The 24189-nt window shown below is 59.9% G+C and carries 19 protein-coding genes; 9 read left to right on the forward strand and 10 right to left on the reverse strand.

All coding sequences use genetic code 11. The features are described from left to right. The first annotated feature begins 50 nt into the window (after positions 1–50). A complete protein-coding gene (locus EQW76_RS25395; RefSeq protein ID WP_143123349.1) occupies positions 51–2576 on the forward strand; it encodes a HAMP domain-containing methyl-accepting chemotaxis protein in 2526 nt (841 codons plus the stop codon). 148 nt (positions 2577–2724) lie between these two features. Here EQW76_RS25395 and EQW76_RS25400 read toward each other — a convergent pair whose 3' ends face one another. From EQW76_RS25400 to EQW76_RS25445, 10 genes are all read right to left on the reverse strand, one after another. Then, positions 2725–4299 carry an amidohydrolase family protein gene (locus tag EQW76_RS25400; protein WP_142832218.1) on the reverse strand — a complete coding sequence of 525 codons (1575 nt, stop codon included), beginning with the start codon at positions 4297–4299 and terminating at the stop codon, positions 2725–2727. After that, positions 4296–5345: a questin oxidase family protein gene (locus EQW76_RS25405; protein ID WP_142832217.1), complete on the reverse strand. Its 1050-nt coding sequence runs from the start codon at positions 5343–5345 to the stop codon at positions 4296–4298. Before EQW76_RS25405 ends, EQW76_RS25400 begins: the two co-directional genes overlap by 4 nt. Before the next feature lie 16 nt (positions 5346–5361). After that, positions 5362–7020 (reverse strand): CocE/NonD family hydrolase, encoded by a 1659-nt coding sequence (locus tag EQW76_RS25410; protein WP_143123350.1) that lies wholly within the window; start codon positions 7018–7020, stop codon positions 5362–5364. 2 nt (positions 7021–7022) lie between these two features. Then, positions 7023–7841: a creatininase family protein gene (locus EQW76_RS25415; protein WP_143123351.1), complete on the reverse strand. Its 819-nt coding sequence runs from the start codon at positions 7839–7841 to the stop codon at positions 7023–7025. Further along, positions 7838–9352, reverse strand: coding sequence for an NAD(P)/FAD-dependent oxidoreductase (locus EQW76_RS25420; protein WP_143123352.1), 1515 nt, complete (start codon positions 9350–9352; stop codon positions 7838–7840). Before EQW76_RS25420 ends, EQW76_RS25415 begins: the two co-directional genes overlap by 4 nt. Continuing rightward, a complete protein-coding gene (locus tag EQW76_RS25425; RefSeq protein WP_143123353.1) occupies positions 9349–10146 on the reverse strand; it encodes an ABC transporter permease subunit in 798 nt (265 codons plus the stop codon). Before EQW76_RS25425 ends, EQW76_RS25420 begins: the two co-directional genes overlap by 4 nt. Beyond that, positions 10143–11021, reverse strand: a complete 879-nt coding sequence (locus EQW76_RS25430) for an ABC transporter permease (RefSeq protein ID WP_143123354.1) — start codon at positions 11019–11021, stop codon at positions 10143–10145. The genes EQW76_RS25425 and EQW76_RS25430 overlap by 4 nt, the downstream gene beginning before the upstream one ends. After that, positions 11021–12103, reverse strand: a complete 1083-nt coding sequence (locus EQW76_RS25435; RefSeq protein ID WP_143123355.1) for an ABC transporter ATP-binding protein — start codon at positions 12101–12103, stop codon at positions 11021–11023. The genes EQW76_RS25430 and EQW76_RS25435 overlap by 1 nt, the downstream gene beginning before the upstream one ends. Positions 12104–12105: 2 nt before the next feature. Further along, positions 12106–13188, reverse strand: coding sequence for an extracellular solute-binding protein (locus tag EQW76_RS25440; protein ID WP_224129452.1), 1083 nt, complete (start codon positions 13186–13188; stop codon positions 12106–12108). A gap of 138 nt (positions 13189–13326) precedes the next feature. Beyond that, positions 13327–14319 carry a LysR family transcriptional regulator gene (locus tag EQW76_RS25445; protein ID WP_224129450.1) on the reverse strand — a complete coding sequence of 331 codons (993 nt, stop codon included), beginning with the start codon at positions 14317–14319 and terminating at the stop codon, positions 13327–13329. Positions 14320–14655: 336 nt separating this feature from the next. On the opposite strand from EQW76_RS25445, the gene EQW76_RS25450 reads away from it, so the two are divergent. The 8 genes from EQW76_RS25450 to EQW76_RS25485 all read left to right on the forward strand — a co-directional run bounded on the left by EQW76_RS25450 (position 14656) and on the right by EQW76_RS25485 (position 24167). Continuing rightward, a complete protein-coding gene (locus tag EQW76_RS25450) occupies positions 14656–16299 on the forward strand; it encodes an ABC transporter ATP-binding protein (protein WP_244617020.1) in 1644 nt (547 codons plus the stop codon). Between the two features lie 287 nt (positions 16300–16586). Further along, positions 16587–17072, forward strand: a complete 486-nt coding sequence (locus EQW76_RS25455; RefSeq protein ID WP_142832293.1) for a MarR family winged helix-turn-helix transcriptional regulator — start codon at positions 16587–16589, stop codon at positions 17070–17072. A 24-nt stretch (positions 17073–17096) separates the two neighbouring features. Then, positions 17097–17795 (forward strand): SDR family NAD(P)-dependent oxidoreductase, encoded by a 699-nt coding sequence (locus tag EQW76_RS25460; protein ID WP_143123356.1) that lies wholly within the window; start codon positions 17097–17099, stop codon positions 17793–17795. A gap of 1 nt (position 17796) precedes the next feature. Continuing rightward, a complete protein-coding gene (locus tag EQW76_RS25465) occupies positions 17797–19128 on the forward strand; it encodes an FAD-binding oxidoreductase (protein WP_142832295.1) in 1332 nt (443 codons plus the stop codon). Positions 19129–19215: 87 nt separating this feature from the next. Then, positions 19216–20892, forward strand: coding sequence for a peptide ABC transporter substrate-binding protein (locus EQW76_RS25470; protein ID WP_143123357.1), 1677 nt, complete (start codon positions 19216–19218; stop codon positions 20890–20892). A 96-nt stretch (positions 20893–20988) separates the two neighbouring features. Then, positions 20989–21939, forward strand: coding sequence for an ABC transporter permease (locus EQW76_RS25475; RefSeq protein WP_142832297.1), 951 nt, complete (start codon positions 20989–20991; stop codon positions 21937–21939). Between the two features lie 10 nt (positions 21940–21949). After that, positions 21950–22834: an ABC transporter permease gene (locus tag EQW76_RS25480; RefSeq protein ID WP_142832298.1), complete on the forward strand. Its 885-nt coding sequence runs from the start codon at positions 21950–21952 to the stop codon at positions 22832–22834. 10 nt (positions 22835–22844) lie between these two features. Continuing rightward, on the forward strand, positions 22845–24167 hold the full coding sequence (locus EQW76_RS25485) for an FAD-binding oxidoreductase (RefSeq protein WP_143123358.1): 1323 nt from the start codon (positions 22845–22847) through the stop codon (positions 24165–24167). The last annotated feature ends 22 nt before the right edge of the window (positions 24168–24189 follow it).

Raw genomic sequence — 24189 nt, forward strand, 5'->3', positions numbered from 1 at the left:
GTGGCACCTTGAGCGACAATGAGACGGGGACGGTCGGGAAAATGAAAAATATGATGGACAAAATGATGTCGCGGGTGCGGATCCAGACAAAAGTTCTGGTGCTCGTGACACCGTTCATTCTGTGTATCGGCGCGGTCGGCCTGACGGGCTATTATGCCTCTCGGTTGCTCGAAGGCAGGATGGAGGTCTCGAACAGCGTCCTGCAGTCGCTCAGCGGCTTCAAGCATGTGTTCGCCAGCATGAGCACATTCCTGATGCAGCCTTCGCAGGAAACGCACGACGGTGCTGCGGCCCAGGCCCGCGACCAGCTCGGCCTCCTGAAGCAGACCACCGAAGGTTTGCGCGCCGGAACGGATGTCTCCCTGCTGGACCAGTCTCTTTCGGAATCCGCAGCAATTCCCGACAAGATCGAGGCAATCTGGCAGCTCCAGCTCAACCAGCAGAAGATCTGGGATGACATCGTTGCGAACTCGGCAGCGCTGCTCGATCTGCAGGGACAGATCGGCAAGCGCTCCTTCATGCTGATGGCGGCGGCGAAGAAAAAGGACAACACCAACAAGGCCGGCTTGAAGACTTCGGTGACATTGGGAACGGCAGCCTCGATGATTGCCGACCTCGAAAAGGCCTATGCCGAGGCAGCGCTTCCCGATGCCAAGATTGCGGCGCTGAAGAAGCTCGTGCCGGACCTGGTCACCGCGGTCTCGCTGCTTGCCGACGCGCTGCCGGATGACCAGAAGAGTGTTGCAAGCGACATCCAGGCATCTGTCGCTGTTCTCGATCAACAGAGCAAGGCGACAAGCCCGGACGCCGCAGTCGCGCTTGCCGACCAGGCACTCCTCGCCCTCCAGGCGCCGACCGCGAAACTGAAGGCGACCGGTGACGCATTGATGCGCCGTTCGGTGCTCGATCTCGCCACCTCCGACAAGGAAATCTCCATGGCAGAAGCCGTCGGCAACAAGCTGCGCGGCATCGTCAACATCAACAATGAAATCCGCGTCGTCTTCGCCGAGCTCGTTTCCAAGCCCGACGAAGAGAGCGTCAAGAAGGTCCAGCAGTCGCTCTATATGTACGCCAACGAGGTTGCAGCCCTTGCTGCGCTGATGAGCGACGACCCGGTCCTCTCGGTGCTTCCGGCCAAGGTCAAGCCGGTGCTCGACACGCTTGCCTCCAAGGCTGCCGACATCGCTGCCAACTCCCTGGAAAAGCAGGCGCAATTTTCCGCCGCCGCCAAGTTGATCGACAGCACCTGGAACCTGCTTACGCAGTTTGCGGAAAGCCAGAAGGCAAATGCCGGTGTCGAACGCCAGCAGGCGAACACGATCTCCATCGGCGCCATGACCATAGGCGTCCTCGTCGCGATGTTGGCTGGCGCAGCCCTCGTGATGACGCTGAAGGGACCGATCGCCCAGATCACCATAGCGATGCGCAAGCTCGCCGAAGGCAAGCTCGACACCGCCATTGCCGGCGAGGGTCGTCCTGACGAGATCGGCGACATGGCGCGCGCGCTGATGGTCTTCAAGGACAACGCCACATCCCGCTTGGTCATGGAAAAGGAGGCCCAGAGCGCGAGAGAGCTCTCCGAGGCCGAGCGCGTCAGAAATGACCGCGAGCGCCGTGAGGCACGCGTCCAGGTCGACGGAGCGATCGAGGCTCTTGGACTGGCGTTGAAAAGGCTCTCCAAGGGCGAACTCGATTTTGCGATCGACGTGCCGTTTGCACCCCATCTCGATGGGCTGCGCGACGATTTCAACCAGTCCATCGAAGGCCTCAGGGCGACGCTGGTCGACATCCGCGGCACAGCCGAGATGATCTATGACAATGGCCGGCAAATGGGGGAAGCCGTCAACGATCTGGCAATGCGCACCGAAAAGCAGGCCGCATCGCTGGAGGAGGCCGCTGCCGCCGTCGAACAGATCGCCGCCACTGTGGATACCTCTTCGGATCGCTCCGGCCTTGCGCTAAAACTGGTGCAGAACACCAAGCAGCGCGCGGAAAACTCGGCCAGGGTCGTGCAGAACGCCGTCTCGGCTATGGCAAGGATCAAGGAATCCTCCGACAGGATCTCGAACATCGTCACCGTCATCGACGGCATCGCGTTCCAGACGAACCTGCTGGCGCTCAATGCCAGCGTCGAGGCTGCAAGGGCAGGCGAGGCCGGCAAGGGATTTGCCGTCGTCGCCCAGGAAGTCCGTGAACTCGCGCAACGCTCGGCAAAGGCCGCCAAGGAGATCGCCCAGCTTATCAATACCTCGGTCAACGAAGTCGCCATCGGATCGCAATATGTCGAGGAAACCGGCGGCGCCCTTATCGGAATCTCGGGAGAAATCGTCGATATCTTCGGTCACGTCGAGCGGATCGCCTCTTCCGCCCAGGAGCAGGCGCAGTCCCTGCGGTCAGTCACCTCGTCGGTCAACGAAATCGACCGCATGACCCAGCAGAATGCCGCCATGGTCGAGGAAACCAGCGCCGCGACACGCCAGCTCTCGGACGAAACCCACGCCTTGACCGAACTCATCGGCCGCTTCAGCCTGGAAAAGAACCCCAGCTTCACCAAACCCGCCAGCCGCGCCGCCTGACCAGGCGTTGCGCCTGGATGGGTGAGATGAACCTCGGCTGACGTTTTGCAGCCGAGGGGACACGCGAAGCATTTTGAATTTACGCTATTGTTATTTTCTCTTTTCCCGGACGGCGTCGCCTGAAAGTGCCGTGCAACCCCTATCTGCCCTAATCCATCCCGTCCGCCATCGCATTGTATCGATAGGGGCGATATCCTGGCGTCGGTGTGAACTGACGGTGGTGCGCCTCGAGATGCGGCATGAGGGCGTTTATCGCCTCCCAGGCTTGGCTCTCGCTTGGCGTTTCCGGACGCTGCAGCCGCTCGCCGATCTCGGCGAGAACCGCGTCGCGATCGATGGTTGTGACCTTTCCCTCGTCGACCACCAGACGACCGCCGACGAAGACCTGGCTGATCGCGTGGCGTCCACCCCGGTGCAGGACGCTTTCGACGACCGGAGTGCGCGCGCTCACATGCGGCCGGCCGATCTTTCGCCTGTCCATCAGGACGATATCGGCCTGTAGCCCGGGTTCGAGCCTGCCGGTAAAGCCACCGAAACCGACAGTTTTCGCGCCATGTTCGGTGGCCATCTGCAGCACCGCGCCGGCATCCGGCCGTTCGTTCCAAAACCCGGTTTCGCGATGCAGCGCCCAGACCAGCTTCATTTCGAGCGTCATGTCGCGGTCGTCGGCAATGTTGGACTGGTCGATGCCAAGCGCCACCGGAATGCCGCGACGGCGCATTTCGTTGACTGGGGCGATGCCACTCCCGAGCCTGAGGCCCGAGGAGGCGTTATGGCACAGGCTGCAGCCGCATTCTGCTACGATGTCCATATCCTCGCGGCTCATCCAGTTGCCGTGCCCGAGCGTCACATTTGGCCCGAGGCATTCGAGCGCTTTCAGATGCTGGACGGCGCTGTGGCCGAATTTGTCGTGCGCGAAATGCGACTGCCGTTCGGTTTCGAGAAGATGCATGTGAACCTGGGCGTCGGCTTGCCGCGCCGTCTCGAAGATCGCCTGCAGGCATGCGTCCGAGCACCAGTGCAGGTTGGCCGGGGCAAGATTGATGCGCACATGATCCGGGCGGTCCGCAAGCCAGGCTTGCCGCAGCTCGCGGTAGAAGCCGAGAAGCTCCGGGACCGGTATGTTCGATGCCGCAAGTCTCGGCGCGATCCAGCTGCGAACGGTATCCGGAAGGGCGGCCAGCACCTTGGCGTCGTCATCGTAAGTCAGAATATTGCGGTCACGGATCATGAAGGAAAAGCCGGCCCGCATGCCGATCTCGCCATAGGCGTTGAGCGTCGCATTCGCAGCAGCCATCCAGGCGTCCGGCGCGCCGGCCATTCCGCTGTTGATATGCTGCACCGTCGTGGTGCCACTCTCCAGCATCTCGATGGCGGAATAGAGCGTATCCAGCCGCGTATCGACCTGGCGCATCGCCCGAAACTGCGGCAGCCATAATTCCAGCGGCGCGAAGGGCACGCCCTGCATCAGCGGCGTGACGCCGAAATGATGATGGCTATTGACGAGCCCCGGCATGGCAATCATCTCGGCAGATCCGAAACGGGGCAGATGGTCGTTGCCGTATGTGACGGCTTCCATCGCCCCGATCTGCGCGATCATCCCGCGATCCACCCGGATGCCGACGTCATGGCGCATCGACATGCTGCCATCCGGCATAAGCCCCGACAACACTGTCCCGGCCTCAATGATGCAATCGCCTGTGATGGATGCGTCCGGGCTCATTTGGTATAGTCTCCGATAAGCCCGAGTCGACGGGCGACAACAACGCGATAGAGCGGATCCCCGTAGACCTTCATTTCTTCGCTGGCCGAAAAAGCAAGACTGATATCGTGTTCGTCGTAACTGCGCGCGGCGATCGCATGCAGTTCGGGCCAATCCGGCACTTCGATATGACGCCAGCGATCAAGCTGGCTCGCCTCCGGAATTTCCGGAAAACCAAGCTCACCCATGAGCGCGGCGATCCCTTGCCAGAACACCCGCAACATCCGGTGGAACGCGGCCTCGTCGCAATGAGGCTCGAGGAGACGGATCCAGTGCAACCCGGTGATGATGTGAAGTGCCGCAAAATGCTGGGTTGCCGCAAAGACGGAAAGCGCCGTGGCCGCCATTTTTTGCAGTGTGCCAGGCCCGATATCAAGCCAGTCCACCACGGGTGCAAACTCGGGAACGCTGCTGGCATCGCGCATATTTTGCCACAGCAGGTCGTGAAGCTGCATCCCGTGTAATGGCGTGAGACTTGCTGTCAGAACGAGAACTTCGGCTGGATCGGTCGTGATTGGGTGCGCTCCCCTGGCCGCCGGAAGTGGCAGATAGGTTGCCGCCCAGTAGGCAAGCGCAATTGCGATATCGGTGTTGTCGTCCCGAAGCACGCCGTAAGCCGTTCGCATCAATGCGTGAAAGGCGCTGGCTGCGATGCCGTCGGCAAGATCCGGTAGATAGAGCTGCAAAGCCTCATGAATGCCCAGGCGCGCCAGTTCGCCGGTAAAGAAAATTCGCAGATCCGGTTCCCGTTCGCGTATCCCGATCGCAGTCTTCCAGCTGTCGCGGTTGAGTGGCTTCAGAGGCAACGCGAATGGCAGCAGTTGCTTTGTATCTCTGTAGTGGTTGAAGAAGCGCCGAAGCTGAGACGGCGTGCCGCCTATCCGGTCCAGTGCGACGAGTACCATGGGAGCATGATTGGCGAAGGTGCGTGAGAACTCCGAGCCCCATGCCGGCATGTCGCCCATGACAGCCTCCAGTCCTTCGGATAGGTTTTCTGTTGCAGTCATTGATCAAACTTCTCTTTTACGATGCTGTACCGCCGGCAGTGGCCTGCGACAGCATCGGTAAGCGCAAGACGGAGGGATAGCCGTCGCCGGAGCGGAGCATGAGGGTCGTGACAAGCCGATCCGTGACGCTCGCGTCCTGGGGGCGTGCGCCGGTGCCCGGATTGACGGGGAAGGCGGGGAAAGAGGCTGACTGGATCGACAGGCGCAGGCAATAGCCCGCCGGGATCGTCAGATGCGTGGGCCGTAACCTCAGCATAACGGCCAGTCCGTCTTTATTCGCCATTATTGTCTTATGTGTCGACGTCAAGCAAATTACGGCTCCATCCGGGGCCACTGTGCTCAACGTGCAATCGAGGTCGAAACTCGGCCTGTCGGCAGTGACGAAAAGATCGACTTCCGCCACTCCACTCAGCAGAACCGGGAGGGCGAAAGGTTTCGAGGTATAGACGAGCACATCGGCCCTATCGTCGACGTCCGACCTGTCGGCAAAATCGGCAGGCGTTCCGAGATGAAGGCCCACGCTCGGTGCTGGCCGCCATGGATCGTGCACGAGGTGGTCAATTCTCGAAGGCCCTGGCGTTTCAACAAGCGATCCATCCGTGCTCGTTGCCGCTGCACGACCGTCAGATGCGAGATGAAGCACAAGTGTCTGCGCGTCCGGAAGCCGCTCGAAGCCGGCCCAGGCCTTGTCGAAGACGTCATAAAGCTTGATCTTCGGTTCGATATTCTCGCGGCCTTTGAGCACTTCGTCGAAGAAGCCGACGATCTGGCGGTCTATGCCGTCTGCAGCCTCCGCCCCGGCATCGAGGGCGCCGACCCGTCGGCCCCAGGGAATGTGCGACCAGGGTCCAACACACAGTCGCTGCAGACTGCCGCCAACGGAAAACTCCTCGAAGGCTGCGAATGTGCCTTCGAGCATAATGTCGTTCCATCCACCGACATGCAGCACAGGCACATCCAGCGTCATACCTTCAAGAAGCGATTTTGGCGACCTTGAACCCCAATAGGAGGGATCGTCGGTCAGCCAGTCCTGGTAATGCGTGTAGCGTGCTGCCTGCTGCAAAGCCTCAGGCTTTCCCGAGAGAACACCGGAATGCAGGGACGGCTTTGCGGCATGTAACATGTGAGCGGTGGCAAGATCGCCGGCCCGCCTGGCGTTTTCGACGGCCATCTGGCACGCCCACATCTGGTTGGACTGAAGCCGAAACCCATCGCCTTCGAATGCCCAGTGATTGCGGACATCGAAAGCCGCCATGGCGATGGCCATGGCATCGGGCAATTTTCCGCCGGTCTTCTTGGCGCCGGCAAGGGCTAGGAACTGGTTCATGCCGTGGTAGCTGAAGCCGTAGCTCGCCACCATGCCGTTGCAACCGTCGAGATCGGCCGCCAGCGACAGCGTCTGCGCGCCGTCGGCAACATCGTCTTCGAGTACCCTGAATACACCCTCGGAATCACCCCGGCCACGAACATCCTGCACCAGCACGATGTAGCCTTGCGCCGCATACCATGCGGGATGGGCAAGGACGACAGTCGAGGCAACTTTACGCCCATAGGGAAGGCGCATGACCAGAACAGGATAGCGTTCGGGGCCCACAGGACGATAAACGTCGGCCGCCAGGTAAAGACCGTCCGCCATAGGCATCCGAAGATTTTCGATGTCGCGAAGTGCCAGCATGGTTATCTCCCGGCCGAAAAGCGGGTTTCGGAGGTAAGCCTCTCCATGTCAAAATCGCCCGTTGCCGCAATCAGGCGCACCAACCCCGCGGCCGCCCGGTCAAGCACGAGAGCGCCCTTGGTGGCGTCGGCATTGGCGGCATTCCCGCTGACACCTGCCGGGTGAAGGTCCTGCGCCTGCCAGCCAAAGCCGACCGCGCCTTCAGCAGTCAACGGGCTGCCGGACTTTTCGATTTCCACGGTCAAGGGTACGAAATCCTCTGCCTTGTCCATGGCCACCAGCTCTGGCGCGATGGCTAGCATCATACTGGTCTCGATATCGCCGCCGTGAATGCCGTGCGTGATTTCCGCGGCCGAAAACAGGTCATCGACCTCTGCGATCCTGAACCAGGAGCAAGCGACCGCAAGCATATCGAGCTCTACACGGATATCCCGGCAGGTCATTTCCATGAGGGAAATCTGGCCGCCATGCGAATTGAACAGGATGATTTTGCGCACACCGGCGCGTTTTACGCTTCTGGCCATATCGAGCCAGACGAGGCGAAGGGTCTGTGCCGATAGGGTAAGCGTACCCGGATATGCCAAATGCTCGTCGGACTTGCCGATGCCGATTGACGGCAGGATCAGGACGTCGGCGTTCGCGTCGAGCAACTGCACCATGCGGTCGAGGATGGCAGCGTTTATGGCAGCATCCACCTGCACGGGAAGGTGCGGCCCATGTTGCTCGACAGCTGCGATCGGCAGGATAGCGACAGTCTCGCTCAAATCGCGGGCTGCAAAGTCGGCGGTCGAATGATCAGCCCAGTAAAAGGATTGGGTCACGTGCCACTCCGCAAATCGGATCTGCCGGTTTCAAGCAAGCTAGCCGCTTGCCGATTGGCCTCGGCTACCACTGTTTCGAAGTCATCCGGTACAGGGAGGTCCGCCGAGACGTAGGAGACCAGCTCCGGCAATATCTCCTTTTCGCGATCGAGAAGCAGCCGGCGCAGAACGCCGCGCACCAGCCTTGGCACCGCATGCTTGTGCCCACTGATGGAGGTGGAGTGAGGGCCGTGACTGACAAAGCTGCTGCTGTTGAACGCGAACACCCGGCTGACCCACGTCTCGTCGGGATCCTTGGGTATAAATCCGTAGAAGCCATCGAGGTAGGGGAAACGCGCAAGTCGGGCATCGGCGCTTCCGTCTTGCGGGGTATATCGATCGCCCCAGAGAGCAACCCGGTCGTGAAGGGTTTTAAGTTCAGGCCTTGCGGCGAGATCGACATCCATGCCTGTGGCAAGAAGCAGGTGATCGAACTCCAGGATACCGTCGGGCGTCGTCACATGGATTGCATCTGCCCGCTGGGAGACGTCCAGCCACGGCGTGGCGGGACGCAGCCGGAAATTGTCAAGGCTCATCGCCGTCTCGAAACTGCGTACCGGCGGTGGCTGATCGGCACTGCGGAAGAACCTGGCGATATCCCAGCGCGTGGTTTCGGAGAGATCGGGGTAATGGGTCATCATGCCGGGCGTCTCAACCGCGCGGTGGGGATTGGTGCGCGGCAGTCGCGCACGCCGGAAGCAGAGATCGACGGAGGCAGCACCTGCTTCCAGTGCCTTGATCGCATTATCGAATGCAGAGGCCCCATGCCCAAGCACGCCGACGCGCCGGCCCTTCAACGCTCCGAAATCGACCGGACCGTTGGTGTGATCGAACCTGTCTGGCGCAAGCGAGCCAGAGACCATTGCCGGCACCCGCCATGCACCGGCGCCATCGTATCCGGTGGCCAGCACGACGGTTCTCGCCAGGCATTTTTCAACCCTGCCGCTAATGCTGGTGGTTACCGCGATGAGGTCGCCGTTCGGCGCAACATCCAGAACCGTGCAATGATTGGTGATGGCGATTTCGAACACGTCGGCATACCAGTCGAGATAGGCCTTCCAGTCCGTGCGCGGAATGCGCGGCAGTTCCGCCCAAGCTTTCTGCCCGTAGCGTGTTTCGAACCAGCGGCGTACGGACAGGTTGACGACGTTGAACTCGTTGCCGACCTGAGTTTTCGGCGTGCGCAACTCTTCCATGCGCGCAAACGTCAGCCACGGACCCTCTGCGCCCGGTGCACTGCTATCCAGCACGCGGATACGCCTGAGCCCGTCCCATTTCAGGGCGGCCGCTATCGTGACGCCGGACTGGCCACCACCGACAACGATCACATCGGCAATCTCTGCGGCGTCGGGCCTTGGTAGATCGCTGAGCCACGGCGCGCTCGGATAGCCAAGCGCGGCAAGATCGGCAAGCGCGGCCTGCTTCAAGTCGTCAAGGGCCGTCCCTGGGATATCGACGGGAGAAATCATCATAGCTGGTCTCGCAAATGAGCCATACGGCCACGCAAGCGGCGGCGGCGATTGAGTTCGGTCAGCGCCACGATCAGAGCCGTCAGCACGAGTACCGCAACTTGCATGGCATTGAGGTCGGGCTTGAGTTCGCGCCGGAACTCCGATGCGACGATCAGCGACAGGGGCTGCGTTCGTCCGGCAAGGAACATGGAGATGGTAAGATCGGCCAGAGAGAGGATGACGCCGATGGAATAGGCCGCACTCAGCGCGACACTCAGCTGCGGCAGCAGGACACGCCGGAAACTTTGCCACGGCGTTGCGCCAAGATCTCGCGCTGCTTCCTCAAGACGCGGGTCGAGACGAACCATCACAGCGGCAAGTATGGTGGTGGTGAAGGGAACGACGACCAGAGTCTCAGCCAGGATCAGCGCAGTCGCACCGCGACCCAGCCCCACCCAGCTCATGAGCATGGCCTGCGCGATCGAAAGGACCGTCTTCGGCACCAGAAAGGGCACGAGAACCAGGATAGCAAATGCTGCCCGAAACTTCATGCGTGGCGATGTCAGGGCCAGTGCGGCCATGAGGCCAATGAGAGCACCCAGCAAGCCCACAGGCTGAGCGATCAAGAAGCTGGTGGCAAAGCCGCCCCGAAAGGCGTCATTCCCCAAAAGACTGCCGTACCAGGAGAGGGTGAAGCCGCTCAGGGGGAACGCCATGGTGCTTGCGGCGTTGAAAGAGAATATTCCTAGAACGACGATCGGAAGATAGAAGAAGCATCCGGCGAGCGCGAGCGTGAGAATGACCATACGGTTCATCTTGCACCCCATCGAAACACTGCCTTGGCGCCACTAACCCGCAGAAGGATTGTTAAGAAACCGCTGGCAAGCAAGAAAAGAACGATGAGAAGGCTGAGGGATAGCGCCGATGCCAGCGGCCAGTCGAAGGCGGTTCCGAACAAATTGTCGATCATGGCCATCGGAGTAGCGCCAGACGTTCCCCCGAGAAGGCTTGGCGTCATCATGTCGCCTGCGGCAAGTGCAAAGACTGTGAACACGCCGACTGCGAGGCCGGGCGTCGTCAGGGGAAGGATAACCTTGAAGAACGCATCCAGAGGGCGGGCGCCCAGATCCCGTGCCGCTTCTATCAGGCGATGGTCGATCAGTTCAGCCGAAATCCAGATTGCCAGCACCATGAAGGGCAGGTTGTTGTAGAGCAGCACAAGATGCGTGGTGAACGGTGTAAACAACAGGAACTTCAACGGTTCACGGATAATGCCGAACCATTGCAGGGCTGCATTGATCAGGCCTTCCGAGCCAAGAACAACCCGCCAGGCATAAATGCGGACAATTTCACCGGTATAAAGCGGCGTCAGAAGAACGATGCTACCGATCCCTTTCCAGAGAACCGGGAGGCGCGTCATCGAAATAGCGATCGGGTAGCCGACAATGGCGGCCAGCACGGCGGTGCCTGCGCCTGAGACAACAGCCTTGCCGATCAGAAACGCAAAGACCGGGTTGCTAAACATCTGCGCCCAGCTTTTCCCGGAAAAGGCCGGAACGAGCGTGAAAGCATCGAGATCCACCTCGAAGACGCTGAACACCGCCAGCAAGGCGAGCGGCAAGATGCATCCAACGATCAAGAGACAGGCGACCGGCACGGCAAGCTGCGCCCGATGAAATACCGGATCCATCAGTCGATCCTCGTGATGAAGGCGCGCTCCCGATCGATGACCAGGGCGACATCGGCTCCCGGCATCATCGGGTGATCGGCTACGTATCGCACCACAACCCCGTTCACGATGGCTTCGACGAGGTATCGGTCACCCTTGAAGACCACGTGCTGGATGGTCGCGCTCAACCCGTCTGCGCCGACAAGGACGTGCTCCGGCCTGATCGCCAGAATTGCCGTGTCGCCCTGCGACAGGCCATCGATTGCCGGACATTCGAAAACACCGATCGCCGTGCTGATCGCCGCCGATCCGGGAACTGAACCGTTCCCGACGATCTCGCCGGGAACAAGTGTCGCCGCGCCGATGAAGTCAGCAACGAATGCGTTGGCTGGGCGGGTGTAGATCGTCAACGGTGGTGCCTTCTGAACGATGCGGCCCTTGTTCATCACGACGACGATATCGGAGAGCGCAAACGCCTCCTCCTGATCGTGGGTGACATAGACAAAGGCGATGCCGAGACGCCGCTGCAGGTCTTTCAGCTCGATCTGGAGATGTCCGCGCATCTTCTTGTCAAGCGCCGACAGGGGTTCGTCGAGGAGAAGCAGGTGAGGTTCGGCAATGATGGCCCGCGCCACCGCGACCCGCTGCTGCTGGCCACCCGAAAGCTGGTGCGGATACCGGTCCGCAAATTCTGCCATGTGGACGGCGTCAAGAGCGCGTTTCACGCGGGCTGCCACATCGATATTGCTTCGACGCAGCGTCAGCGAGAAGGCGACGTTTCCGAATACCGTGAGATGCGGAAACAAGGCGTAACTCTGGAAGACCGTGTTGACCGGGCGCCGCTCCGGCGGCACGCCGGAAAGCGACCTGCCATCCAGCACGATGGAACCTGCATCCGGCTTCTCGAAACCTGCAATCATCCGCAGGATTGTCGTCTTGCCGCAGCCGGAAGGGCCAAGGAAGGTGGTGAACGCCCTTTCAGGGATGTCGAGATCGATGCCATCGACCACCCGCTGCCTGCCGTAAGTCTTGGTCAGGCCGCGGGCCGAGAGCAACAACCCCGCTCCCGGCAGATCAGGCGCCCTGTCAGGCGTATTCACCATGATCAGCTTGCCTTGACTTCATTCCAGACCTTCAGCCACTCTGAGTAATTCTCAGGGGCAACCGGCCACATGAAGGACTTCATCACGTCCATGTCGTCTACGAAGATCGCTTCCTGCTGTTCCTTGGACAAGGTGTCACGGATGACGGAGGAGGTCGTGGCGTAATTGCCGATCTTGGCGATCTGCGTTGCGAATTCCGGACCGAGCAAATAATCGATGAACTTGTAGCCGATCTCCGTCTTTTCGGGAGACAGGGTCGCCGGCATGGCAAAGCAGTCGCACCATCCCATGATGCCAGCCTTGGGCTTTGCCATGCCCAACGGCAACTTGTCCTTCAGGGTATCGTAGGGAACACGCCATGAAAATGCGCAGGAAACCTCGCCCGTGGCGAACAGGTTGGTGAGATCTCCGATCGTCTGCCAGTAAGTCCGTAGTAGCGGCTTTTGGGCAATCAGCAGCTTCTTGGCTTCCGCAAGCTCCTTGGTCTCCATGAAAAACACCTTGTCGCGCGGGATGCCGGCAACCAGGCCCGCGATACCGATCGATTCCAGCGCATAGTCGCGCATGGCGAGCTGGCCCTTGTACTTTTCGTTGAAAAGCGTCGTGTAGTCTGGCTCGCTTTCGAATTTGTCCTTGCGGTAGACGATCGGGTTTAGACCCCAGAGGTAGGGAACTGCAAACTGCTTGCCGGAGGCATCGAGGACCTTGGGTGTGGTCTTGAAGACATCGTACATCTTGGCGGAGTTGGGGATCTTGGCCATGTCGATTTGTTCGAGCAGCCCCGCTTTGATATAGCGCCAGCTTCCGTTCAGCGATGGGTTGATCATATCCCAATCCGAGGCAGTGCCGGTTTTCAGCGCCGCAAACTGCGCGTCTTCGCTGGAGAGATAGGACAACTTTACCTTGACACCGGTCTGCGCTTCGAAGGCTGCGATGTATTCAGGATGGCCGTTGGAATCCCAGGTTGCCCAGACCATCTCCGACACGGCAGCCCGCGCGCTGCTCAACGAGCCGAAAGTTCCTGCCGCCGCGCCAGCGGCGATACCTGCAAGTATTTCACGTCGGGTAATTCCTGAACCTGCCATCGTGCTCTCATCTCGTTGCGAGGAAACTGAGAGGAGTGTGGTCTGTTTGGTCAGGAAAGCCTATAACCGATACACAATAGACTATATTGCGCTTTGCCAGTTTTGTGCGGCCGGACATTCTGAACGGAAGCGGTCCTTTCAATTGTAGAGCGATGCGTGAGGAAGAAGGGCTTTGGGTGACAAGGGGCCCGTCGGATCGCAGGCGCGAATGTCGGCTGCAACCGACTTGATCATCTGTCTCAGCCAGAGGTGATCGGGCGACTGATGCTTGCACTCGTGCCACAGCATATAGAACTGCATCTGCCCGAGGTCCCTTGGAGCCTCCCTGACGACCAACGGAAACGACTGGGCGATCTGCTCGGCAAAAATACGACCCGTGGTAAAGACAAGGTCGGATTGGGTCAGCACGTAAGGTGTGATCGCATATTCGGGAACCGAGACGGCTATATTGCGCTTCAGGCCGAGTTCTATCAGCCGGCCGTCGATCGGGCTGAGATGCGCACGTTTGTCCGATGTCGGCGACAGATGCTTCTCTTTCAGAAACTCGTCCATGGTGATCGGCTTGTGCTGGCTGGCAAGCCGGTGGCTTGGGCGGAAGACGCAGACGATGTCGGTCGTCAGCAACGGGGACATCCGCAGGTATTCTGGCGGGTGTGGCCAGTTGCCAATGACCGCGTCGATGGAGCCGTCTGCCAACTGGCTTATCAGATCCTCGTAGCTCGGCATATGAGATGCATCGACACCCACATTGGGCGCCTTTTGCGCAATTCTGCCGACGAGTTGAGGCAGAAACACTGCTCCAAGGCAATTATCGGCAATGATGCGGAAGTTCCGCGCTGCGGTTTTCGGGTCGAAGGTTGCATCTGGAGAAAGATGAGCGTCGATCTGGCCGAGAATGTCGCGCAACGTCTGCTTCAGCGCAAGGCCCCGTTCCGTCGGCACAAGTGTGCTGCCAGACCTCACCAGCAGCGGGTCGTCCAGCATTTCCCGCAGCCTTTTCAGCGTTAAACTTACCGTTGGCTGAGCCTGGCCCAGAATATCGGCCGTTCGAGAGACACTGCATTCCGTCAACAAGGTCAACAGCGTCCTCATCAGGCGCACATCCATCATACCGTTTGCCTGTCGCGTCATGACTAGCCTTCTTCCCATTTGGAATGTGACAGGCTGGTGAGAAGCATGTTTTATGCCAAGCCGTGTGCCGCAACCTGGCGAGACGTTCGCCGCATCGTCTTCGATATTGATGCTGCAGACCATTATCCGACGTAACGCCGATCCCACTGACCGGGTGAGACGATACGGTTCACTTCAGTTTTTAGAGTTAGAAATGCGGTCCGCTCATCCGATTGTCCCAGCCGTAGTATCATCAACAAGGGTGCTTCGGCATTCGCCCGCACGGAAACTCCCGATATTCGGCATCATTCTTGCATAACCCCAAGCCTTCGCGAAAATCGGAAAGGGCCCGCCATCATGCAGACTGAAACTATGCCACTGGAAGCTGGCGGAGATGTTGCTCTGTCCGTCCGGCAACTGACCGTCAGTCTTCCGAAGAACATGGAGCGCCCGCATGCGGTGAGTGACATTTCCTTCGATCTGAGATCGGGGGAAATTCTCTGCATCATCGGCGAGTCCGGGTCAGGAAAGTCGGTGACGGCCAATGCAATCATGGGGCTGTTGTCACCGGCCATCACCGTCACGCATGGCAGCATCTGGTTCAAGGGGCGGGACCTGATCCAGGCGGATGAAAAGACTTTGCGGGCGTTGCGCGGCCGCGCCGTCTCGATCATTTTTCAAGATCCGCTTTCGGCCCTCAATCCGCTGATGACGATCGGCGATCAGATCGCCGAGGTGATGGAAGCGCACAAGGTGGGGACGCCGGAAAGCCGTGCTGCCAAGGTTCTCGGTCTTCTCGACGAGGTTGGTCTTCCCGACCCAGGCCTGCTTCAGCATCAGTATCCGTTCCGTCTCTCCGGCGGACAGCGTCAGCGTGTGATGATCGCCATGGCGCTCGCGCTTGATCCCGATGTCTTGATCGCCGACGAGCCGACAACGGCGCTGGATGTCACGACCCAGGCGCAAATTCTCGAATTGATCCGCAAGATCCAGCGTCGGAAGAACATGAGCGTGATGTTCATCACCCATGATTTCGGCGTCGTCGCGGAGATTGCCGATCGGGTGATCGTCATGGAGAAAGGACATCTTGTGGAGCAGGGGCCTGCCGATATCGTCTTGAACGCGCCCGAGCATCCCTACACGAAACGCCTCATTGCCGCCGTTCCGCGCATGACCGCGCAGGATCGGCAGGGAGCAGCGGATACGCCCGTCGTGCTTGAGGTATCTCATCTCAGTAAGACCTACCACACGTCCGGCGGGTTCTTTACCAAGGGTCGAACTGTGCGCGCCGTCAACGATGTCAGTTTTTCGATCCGCAAGGCGCGAACCCTCGGCATCGTCGGCGAATCCGGTTCCGGAAAGTCGTCGCTCGGCCGGGTTCTGGTGAAGCTTATGAATTCGGATAGCGGCCAGATCCTGTTCGACGGTCGCGATATCGCACCGATGTCGAACGACGCATTCCGATCGATCCGACCCCATATCCAGATGATCTTCCAGGATCCGTTTGCCTCCCTCAATCCGCGTCATACCATCGGCAGGGTCCTGACCGTCGGGCCCGTGGCGCATGGGATGTCCATCTCGGAGGCGAAGGCCAAGGCGCTTCGAACGTTGAAGCTGGTCGGGTTGGACGAGGGTGCCTATGACAGGTTTCCGCATGAATTTTCCGGCGGCCAGCGGCAGCGGATCGGCATCGCCAGGGCGCTGATGTTCGACCCTGTGCTGTTGGTGGCCGATGAAGCGGTGTCGGCCCTCGACGTGTCGATCCAGGCGCAGATTCTCGAGTTGCTGACGCGAATCCAGAAAGAGACAAAGGTGGCAATGATTTTCATCACCCATGATCTGAGGGTCGCGAGCCTGATCTGCGACGAGGTCGCCGTCATGTACCGGGGGGAAATCGTCGAGTATGGGCCACCCTCGCAGATTTTCCGCGCGCCGGGCCACGATTATACCCGCAAGCTTGTCGCGGCGATCCCCGGTGCCGAGTGGGAGCCGGCCGCCTGAGGCGCCCATAAACTGATCCCGTATAGCGTGGCCGCCCTGAACCCGTGTCAGGGCGGCTTTTTGTCGTTTTGCCTCATATGAATATGCGTATCCGCCCAATAAACGGGCAATTCAGAACGGTGAATAAAATATCGGCGAACTCATCAGAAAATAGTTGCAATTATCCACTATCTGGCAAATCATGACCTTGGAAGACTACTCCTATGTCTCTCGTTCCGAGATCGTAATAGCTAACCTTATCAGAAAGGATAGCTTGGTATCGCTTTGCTTTTTTGAGGCTTTCGACTGTGCCAGAACGAAGAAAGACGCCACCCGTTTCGCTTGAGGACATCGATCTTGATGTGCTGGAAGATACGCTGAGCTTCTACATCCGCACGGTCAATATCGCAGTCTCGCGCGATCTGGATGAGCGCCTTGAGGGATACGATGTCGCCAAGGGGACCGGAAAGATCACTACCTTGCTCATGGTCGACAGTCATCCGGGAATTCGCCCGTCTGTGATCGCCCAACTCATTCTTAAGGATCGTTCCGCCATGGGCCGCCTTGTCGAGCAGATGGAAAGCCAGGGGCTTCTGACCCGCGAGACGTCGGTAGACGACAACCGCGCACAGGAACTTTACATCACCGAGAGAGGCGCAGAGCTGGCTGTCGAGGTGCGCGCCATCGTTACCCGGCAATCCAGGGACTTCTTCGACTTCGTGCCGGAGGGCGACCGGCAGCTGTTGATGGACATTCTGCGCAGAACCTACCGGCGGATCGCCGGCCTGTCCTGATCGTTGTTTTCGAAGGATCATGCCATGATGGCAGAGCGTGTAGCGTTGATATCGGGTGCCAATCGTGGCATCGGCGCGGCAGTCGCGGTTTTTCTGCATGAGCAGGGATGGCGCCTGTCGCTTGGCATGCGCACGCCGGCGCTGCCTGCCTGGGCCGATCCACGGCGCGTTCATGTTCACACCTACGATGCATTTGAAGAAACTGCCGAGCAGACCTGGGTCGATGCGGCAGTCGACCGTTTCGGCCGCATCGATGCTATCGTCGCCAATGCCGGGATCATGGTTCCGAAATCGGTCATAGAGGCCGATGAGGTGGACATCGACGCGATGCTTGCTGTCAATGTCAAGGCGCCGCGCCGGCTTGCCCGGGCTGCATGGCCGGCTCTCAGCAAAAGTGGCCGGGGCAGGGTTATCATTCTCGGTTCGTTGTCCGGCAAGCGCGTGAAGTCGGCCGGCGCCGGTTCGTATTCGATCTCCAAGTTTGCAGCTGTTGCCCTTGCCCACGGCATCCGCCATGCGGGCTTTGATCTTGGTATACGCGCTACCGCCGTCTGCCCGGGTTTCGTTGCGACAGACATGGCGCTCGGTATCACCGACCGCGCCGCCGAAACGATGACCGACCCGCGCGATCTTGCCCGGATCATATCCATGCTGCTGGACTTGCCAAACGAAGCCAGCGTCGCCGAATTCAACATCAATTGCCAGCTCGAGGAATCCTACTGAAATGCCCGGACCCTATGTCGTTCCCGTTCACGGCGATGCCGACCTGCCTGCCGAAGTCGATATCGTCGTCATCGGTGGCGGCATCATCGGCACATCAACAGCGCTCGAACTTGCCGAGCGCGGCCTGCGCGTTGCCCTTTGTGAAAAAGGTGGGATCGGTCACGAGCAGTCGAGCCGCAACTGGGGCTGGGTGCGTATTTCCAGGCGAGATCCGCGCGAAGTGCCGCTAATGGCGGAAGCCCTGCGGCTGTGGAGCAATCTCGACCAGAGGATCGGTCGTGCGACCGGCTACAAACGCGCCGGCATCCTGTTCACCTGCGCCAGCGATCAGGAGTTTGCCGATCACGAGCGCTGGAACCGTAACCTCGAAGGCTACCAGCTGGATTCCAGGATGCTGAGTGCCGGCGAGTTCCGTGCGATGTTCCCAAATGCGGATATGGACATCAAGGGTGCGCTCTACACCTCCGCGGACGGACGTGCCGAACCGCAGGTCGCAGCCCCCGCAGTTGCCGAAGCCGCCCGCGACAAGGGAGCGACGATCCTGACGGAATGCGCAGTGCGCGGCATCGAAACGTCCGGCGGCCGGATCTCGGGCGTTGTGACCGAGCGTGGCCCGATCGCCTGTTCGGCAGTGGTGCTCGCCGGCGGGGCCTGGTCCAGCCTGTTTTCCGGAAATTTCGGCATCGACCTGCCGCAGTTGAAGGTGATGAACTCGGTCCTGCGGACAAAACCGCTGGAAGGTGGGCCGGAGCAGGCAATCTGGTCGCAGGGTTTCGCCGTGCGCAAGCGCCAGGATGGCGGCTATACGATTGCCTCCGGACATGAGAACGTCGTCGATATCGTGCCGAAATCCTTCCGCTATGCCCGCGACTTCATGCCTGCTTTTGGAAAGGAATGGCGCTCGCTGAAATTCCGGCTGGGCGGGCGCTTCCTCGACGAGGCGCGTATCCCCAATCGCTGGTCCATGGATGAGGCAAGCCCGTTCGAATACAATCGCGTACTCGACCCGAAGCCCGCCAACAAACTGTCCGACCTGGCGCTTGCCAACCTCAAAAAGGCATTTCCGGTATTCGAAAAGGCAGAGATTGCCCAGCGTTGGGCGGGTTATATCGATGTGACGCCGGACGCCGTGCCGGTGATTTCAGCTGTCGATCAAATCCCCGGCTTCCATATCGCGACCGGTTTTTCCGGCCATGGCTTCGGCATCGGTCCTGCCGCAGGCAAGTTGATGGCCGACATCGTTACCAGCAGAACGCCAGTGGTCGACCCCACGGCTTTCCGCCTTTCCCGCTTTTCCGACGGCTCGAAAATCGAGCTGATCAGCGGTTTCTAATTCTGCCCGGGCAAAGAAGGCAGATGACATGACGTGCCGAAAAACAAAGTGGAACAGTGACTGAGCAACATCAAAGGGGAAAAGCCGATGTCTGACGAAACCAAGCATGCAGTCTTCAATCCGACGCGCCGCCAGGCGCTCACCATGATGGCTTTGGCCGGTGCATCCGGCTTGATCATGCCCGGCCTTCTCGGCCGCGACCAGGCCCTTGCAGCGACGCCGCCGGCAAAGCCGACAGGCCAGATGATCGTCGGCTTCTCACAGGAGCCGACCGTCTTCAATCCGCATATGCTGCATATCGAAGTCGACGAAGGTATCCATTTCAGCCTGTTCGACCCGCTTTTTGCCATCGACCCCCAAGGCAAGTTCACTCCGGCGCTGGCCGTCGAGGTTCCCAGCGTTGAAAATGGCGGCATCTCTGCCGATGGTCTTTCCTGGAAGGTCAAGCTGCGCGACGACGTCAAGTGGCATGACGGGTCGCCTTTCACTGCCGAAGACGTCAAGTTCACATTGGAACTGATGGTCGATCCAACCTTCCTCAGCTGGCGCAAGACCGGCCATGAACTGGTTCGGGACCTGACTGTCGTGTCGCCGACCGAAATTACCTGGAAGATGGAAAAACCGTTCGCCCCCTATCCCTCGATCCTCGCCTCGACCTTCATAGTGCCCAAGCACATCCTCGGCGCAGAGAAGGACAAAAACAACGCTCCGATCAACCATGCGCCCATCGGCACCGGTCCGTTCAAGTGGGTGGAGCGGGTCCCAGGCGATCACATCACCCTTGAAGCCAATACCGGTTATTTCGGAGACGGCCCCTACCTCGAGCGCATCATCTACAAATACATTCCTGACCTGACGGTTCTCTACACCCAGTTCAAGACCGGCGATATCGATGTCGCGGGCCTGCAGTGGATCACGCCGGACCACTATGAAGAAGCCAAGGCGCTGGATGGCAAGACTGTGCTCGTCGTGCCGGGCTCGACAGTCGAATCCGTGACCTTCAACATGGAGAGGCCGCAGTTCAAGGATCTTGCGGTTCGACAGGCGCTCTATCATGCGCTGGACAAGACGACGATCATCGACACGCTCTATTATGGCCTGCCGACACCCACGGAAAGCTATATGCCGCAGCAATCCTTCTATGCCAATCCGGATCTGCCCAAGCATGAATACGATCCCGAAAAGGCCAAGAAGCTCCTGGACGATGCAGGCTGGGTGCCCGGCAGCGACGGCATCCGCGCTAAGGGTGGCGTCAAGCTTTCCTTCTCGAATTCGACCACAGCCGGCAATCATATCCGCGAACAGGTGCAGCAGTTCATGCAGCAGTCCTTCAAGGATCTCGGCATCGAAATGACCATCTCGAACCTGCCGCCCGCCGTGATGTGGGGCGAATACTGGTCGAATTCGAAGTTCGACAGCGTCGTCGTCGGCCTCGACTTCCTAACAGGCGCCGATCCCGATACGTCTGACTATTTCAAGTCGACATCCATTGTTGCCAAGGGCGGCTCTGGCCAGAACACCTGGCAGTATGCCAATCCCGAGGTGGACAAGCTGCTGACCGAGGGCGGCCAGACCTTTGTGCCGGAAGAGCGCAAGAAGATCTACCTTAAGATCCAGGACATCATACGCGCCGATCTGCCGTTACTGCCCATCTTCCAGTACGCCACAGTGCGCGGCTACAAGAAGGGTGCCGAAGGCATCGCCTACAATGTCAACGTCCGCATCGACAGCTGGAACCCCGGGAGCTGGTACTGGGCATCCTAACGCCGATCCCTTACCCGCCCTTTCCTTTTGCGGGAGGGGCGGGAGAGGCATTCGACGTCCGGGACTATGCGTCCCGCAATCATCGGAGAGACCGCGATGCTGCACTATCTTATGGGCCGTTTATGGCAGAGCCTGATCCTTCTGGTTCTGGTGTCGATGATCGGCTTCGCCGTCCTCAATCTTGCGCCTGGAGGGCCGTTGTCGCAATACGCGCTCACCCCCGGGATGACCAAGGAAACGCTCGACCGCATCTCCGAGCAGATGGGCCTGAACCGGCCGCTGCCGATCCAGTATCTCGATTGGCTCTGGCATCTTCTGCAGGGTGACTGGGGTCACTCCTATCGCGACAGCCAGCCGGTGCTCGGCATCATCACCGGGCATCTCTTTGCCACGCTGCTGCTGATGGGCTCATCGACCGTGTTGTCGATTGCCGTCGGGACCTGGGTCGGCATCAAGGGCGCGACCAAGCGCTATTCGATCTTCGATTATTCCGCCACCGTGGGTGCCATGGTCGCCCTGTCGATCCCGACGTTCTGGTTCGGACTTGTCGCGATCTATCTGTTTGCCCTTAAATTGCGGTGGCTGCCAGCGGGCAACATGTACACGATCGGCAACGGCTCGGTCAGTGACTATGCCATCCACCTGATCATGCCGACGGTGGTTCTGGCGCTCGTCAACGTCGCCGTCTGGAGCCGCTACATGCGCACCGCGACGCTTGACGTCATCCACCAGGACTTTGTTCGCACCGCAAAGGCCAAGGGGCTGTCGGAACGGCGGGTCCTGATGAAACACGTCATCGGCAATGCACTCCTGCCGATGATCACCCTGGCGGGGCTGCAGCTTCCGACCATTCTCGGCGGAGCGCTGGTGACCGAGACCGTCTTCACATGGCCTGGCATGGGGCGGCTGTTTCTGGATAGTCTCGGGTACAACGACTATCCGGTTGTCATGGGTCTCCTGATGTTTTCGGCGATACTCGTGCTGTTCGGTAGTCTGATCGCCGATCTCCTCGTTGCCTTCGTCGATCCGCGCATCCGGCTGAGTTAGGAAAAAGATCATGTCAGCAATCGCTTCCATACCCCGCTCCAGCAAATCCCATTGGTGGCAGAGCCGCACCTTCCGTCGGTTCGCGCGCCACAGGCTTGCCATGATCGGCCTGATCATGATCACGCTGCTGACGCTTGCCTGCGTCATCGGTCCCTATCTGCTGCCGTTCAACGAACTCTACATCGACCTTCGCGCCCGCTTTGCCCCACCGCTGACCGGCTACCATATCTTCGGAACCGATCCGCTTGGCCGCGATCTCGCTGCCCGCCTGTTCATGGCCGGACGCATTTCGCTGCTCGTCGGTTTTTTCGCCATGGTGCTCAGCACGATCTTCGGCACCGTCATCGGTGTCTGTGCCGGCTATTACGGCGGACGTATCGGTGCGGCGCTGATGCGGTTCGTCGATGCCTTCCTGTCGTTTCCCAGTATCTTCCTGCTTCTGGCGCTGGCGGCCTTCATCAAGCCCAGCCCGTTCATGATCACCGTTATCATTGCAGTCACAAGCTGGATGGAGATCGCCCGTATCGTCGAAGCCGAGGTGCGCTCGCTGCGCGAGCGAGATTTCGTGCTGGCTGCCCGGATGCTCGGCCTTTCCAACCGCTGGATCATGTTTCGCGAACTCCTGCCGAACGCCATCGGCCCGATCATCGTCGCCGCCACACTGACCGTCGCGCGCGCCATCCTGCTCGAAGCCTATGTCAGTTTCCTCGGTTACGGCATCCAGCCGCCGCTGCCGAGCTGGGGCAATATGCTGAACGGTGCGCAGCAATATCTCGACCGCGCCCCGTGGCTCGCGATCGTACCGGGCGTGGCGATCACACTGGCGGTAACAAGCTTCAACTTCATCGGAGACGGCCTGCGCGACGCACTTGACGCGCGCAGCGATGCAAACTGAAGGGCGCGATATGACCCGGTTTTCTCCGTTCAAGACGACCTTGTGGTACGAAACCGCAGCGCCTGCTGTCGAAACGAAAGAGCTGGAGGGCACGCTCAAAGCCGATGTCTGCATCGTTGGCGGGGGCTACACCGGGCTGACCACGGCGCTCGACCTTGTCAGCGACGGCATCAGCGTAGTGCTTCTGGAGAGGGAAGAGATCGGCTTTGGCGGTTCTGGGCGCAACGCCGGCCATTGCACGCCGACGTTCACTCATTACAGCCTGCCGGAGTTGCGCCGGATGCTCGGCGAGCCTTGGGCAGAACGGCTGATCGCCAGGCAGACTCGCGCCAACGACCGCGTATCCGCCATGATCGAGCGCTACCAGATCCAGTGCGAATGGCAGCAGCACGGCTATGTCATGGGTGCCGCCTATCCCGGCATGATGAAGACAATCGAAGAGAAGGTGCGCACTTACAACGCCGTCGGCGCGAAAACCCGGGCCCTGGACAGGGACGAGGTGGCGACGATTACCGGTAGCCCGCGCTTTCACGGCGGCTGGCTGCATGAGGAGGCTGGGCACCTCAACCCTCTCGGTTATTCCCGCGGCCTTGCCCGAGCGGTCATCCAGGAGGGCGGAATTATTCATACGCAATCGCCGGTGACCGGTTGCGAGCGCGACGGAACCGCCTGGGCGATCCGCACGCCCAAGGGAAAAGTCGTTGCAGACAAGGTGATCTTCGCCACCGGGGCCTATACGGTTGGCGGATGGCCGAAGCTCGACCGGACCTTCAGGATCCAGAAGGTCTTTGTCGCGGCAACGCAGCCGCTATCGGAAGACGAGCGCCGCTCGATCCTGCCACGTAATACCACCGTCCACGATGGTCGCGGCGATATCTATGTCTACAAGTACAATGCCGAGGGGCGGATCGTCGCGTCGATGTTTCCGATGGGGCGGCGCGGCCGAGACATGGAGTATACCCGCAGGGTGATGAGCGACAGGTTGAAATGGCTGCATCCGCAAATCAGGCAGGAGATCCGATGGGAGTATTTCTGGTTCGGCGAGCTCGACATGCAGTACCGCACCGTGCCGCGTCTTTACGATCTGGCACCGGGCGTCGTTGCGCTGACCGGCCTTTCGGGTCGTGGCGTGCCGACCGGCAGCATGCTGGGCGGCATCCTGTCTGACTGGGCAAAAGGCGTTCCGCAGTCAGATCTTTCGCTCAAGCTAGAACCTCTGACAGCGGCACCTCTTTACATGAAATACGGACCGCCGCTTACCCTGCGATATTACCGTGTTGCCGACTGGATCAAGACGAAACTCGCAGGCGCCGCCTTACCGCCGCATGCCTGATCTGGCTCAACATCGCGTGGTC

It is taken from the genome of Rhizobium sp. rho-13.1, from assembly GCF_007000305.1.
Lineage (GTDB): Bacteria > Pseudomonadota > Alphaproteobacteria > Rhizobiales > Rhizobiaceae > Rhizobium > Rhizobium rhododendri.

What these genes read in the sequence shown, in the direction of transcription:
- EQW76_RS25430 (WP_143123354.1), bottom strand. Translation starts at nt 11,021, where the DNA reads ATGGATCCGGTATTTCATCGGGCGCAGCTTGCCGTGCCGGTCGCCTGT.
- EQW76_RS25420 (WP_143123352.1), bottom strand. Translation starts at nt 9,352, where the DNA reads ATGATGATTTCTCCCGTCGATATCCCAGGGACGGCCCTTGACGACTTG.
- EQW76_RS25480 (WP_142832298.1), top strand. Translation starts at nt 21,950, where the DNA reads ATGTCAGCAATCGCTTCCATACCCCGCTCCAGCAAATCCCATTGGTGG.
- EQW76_RS25410 (WP_143123350.1), bottom strand. Translation starts at nt 7,020, where the DNA reads ATGCTGGCACTTCGCGACATCGAAAATCTTCGGATGCCTATGGCGGAC.
- EQW76_RS25445 (WP_224129450.1), bottom strand. Translation starts at nt 14,319, where the DNA reads ATGACGCGACAGGCAAACGGTATGATGGATGTGCGCCTGATGAGGACG.
- EQW76_RS25465 (WP_142832295.1), top strand. Translation starts at nt 17,797, where the DNA reads ATGCCCGGACCCTATGTCGTTCCCGTTCACGGCGATGCCGACCTGCCT.
- EQW76_RS25405 (WP_142832217.1), bottom strand. Translation starts at nt 5,345, where the DNA reads ATGACTGCAACAGAAAACCTATCCGAAGGACTGGAGGCTGTCATGGGC.
- EQW76_RS25470 (WP_143123357.1), top strand. Translation starts at nt 19,216, where the DNA reads ATGTCTGACGAAACCAAGCATGCAGTCTTCAATCCGACGCGCCGCCAG.
- EQW76_RS25440 (WP_224129452.1), bottom strand. Translation starts at nt 13,188, where the DNA reads ATGGCAGGTTCAGGAATTACCCGACGTGAAATACTTGCAGGTATCGCC.
- EQW76_RS25475 (WP_142832297.1), top strand. Translation starts at nt 20,989, where the DNA reads ATGCTGCACTATCTTATGGGCCGTTTATGGCAGAGCCTGATCCTTCTG.
- EQW76_RS25485 (WP_143123358.1), top strand. Translation starts at nt 22,845, where the DNA reads ATGACCCGGTTTTCTCCGTTCAAGACGACCTTGTGGTACGAAACCGCA.
- EQW76_RS25460 (WP_143123356.1), top strand. Translation starts at nt 17,097, where the DNA reads ATGATGGCAGAGCGTGTAGCGTTGATATCGGGTGCCAATCGTGGCATC.
- EQW76_RS25425 (WP_143123353.1), bottom strand. Translation starts at nt 10,146, where the DNA reads ATGAACCGTATGGTCATTCTCACGCTCGCGCTCGCCGGATGCTTCTTC.
- EQW76_RS25400 (WP_142832218.1), bottom strand. Translation starts at nt 4,299, where the DNA reads ATGAGCCCGGACGCATCCATCACAGGCGATTGCATCATTGAGGCCGGG.
- EQW76_RS25395 (WP_143123349.1), top strand. Translation starts at nt 51, where the DNA reads ATGATGGACAAAATGATGTCGCGGGTGCGGATCCAGACAAAAGTTCTG.
- EQW76_RS25435 (WP_143123355.1), bottom strand. Translation starts at nt 12,103, where the DNA reads ATGGTGAATACGCCTGACAGGGCGCCTGATCTGCCGGGAGCGGGGTTG.
- EQW76_RS25450 (WP_244617020.1), top strand. Translation starts at nt 14,656, where the DNA reads ATGCAGACTGAAACTATGCCACTGGAAGCTGGCGGAGATGTTGCTCTG.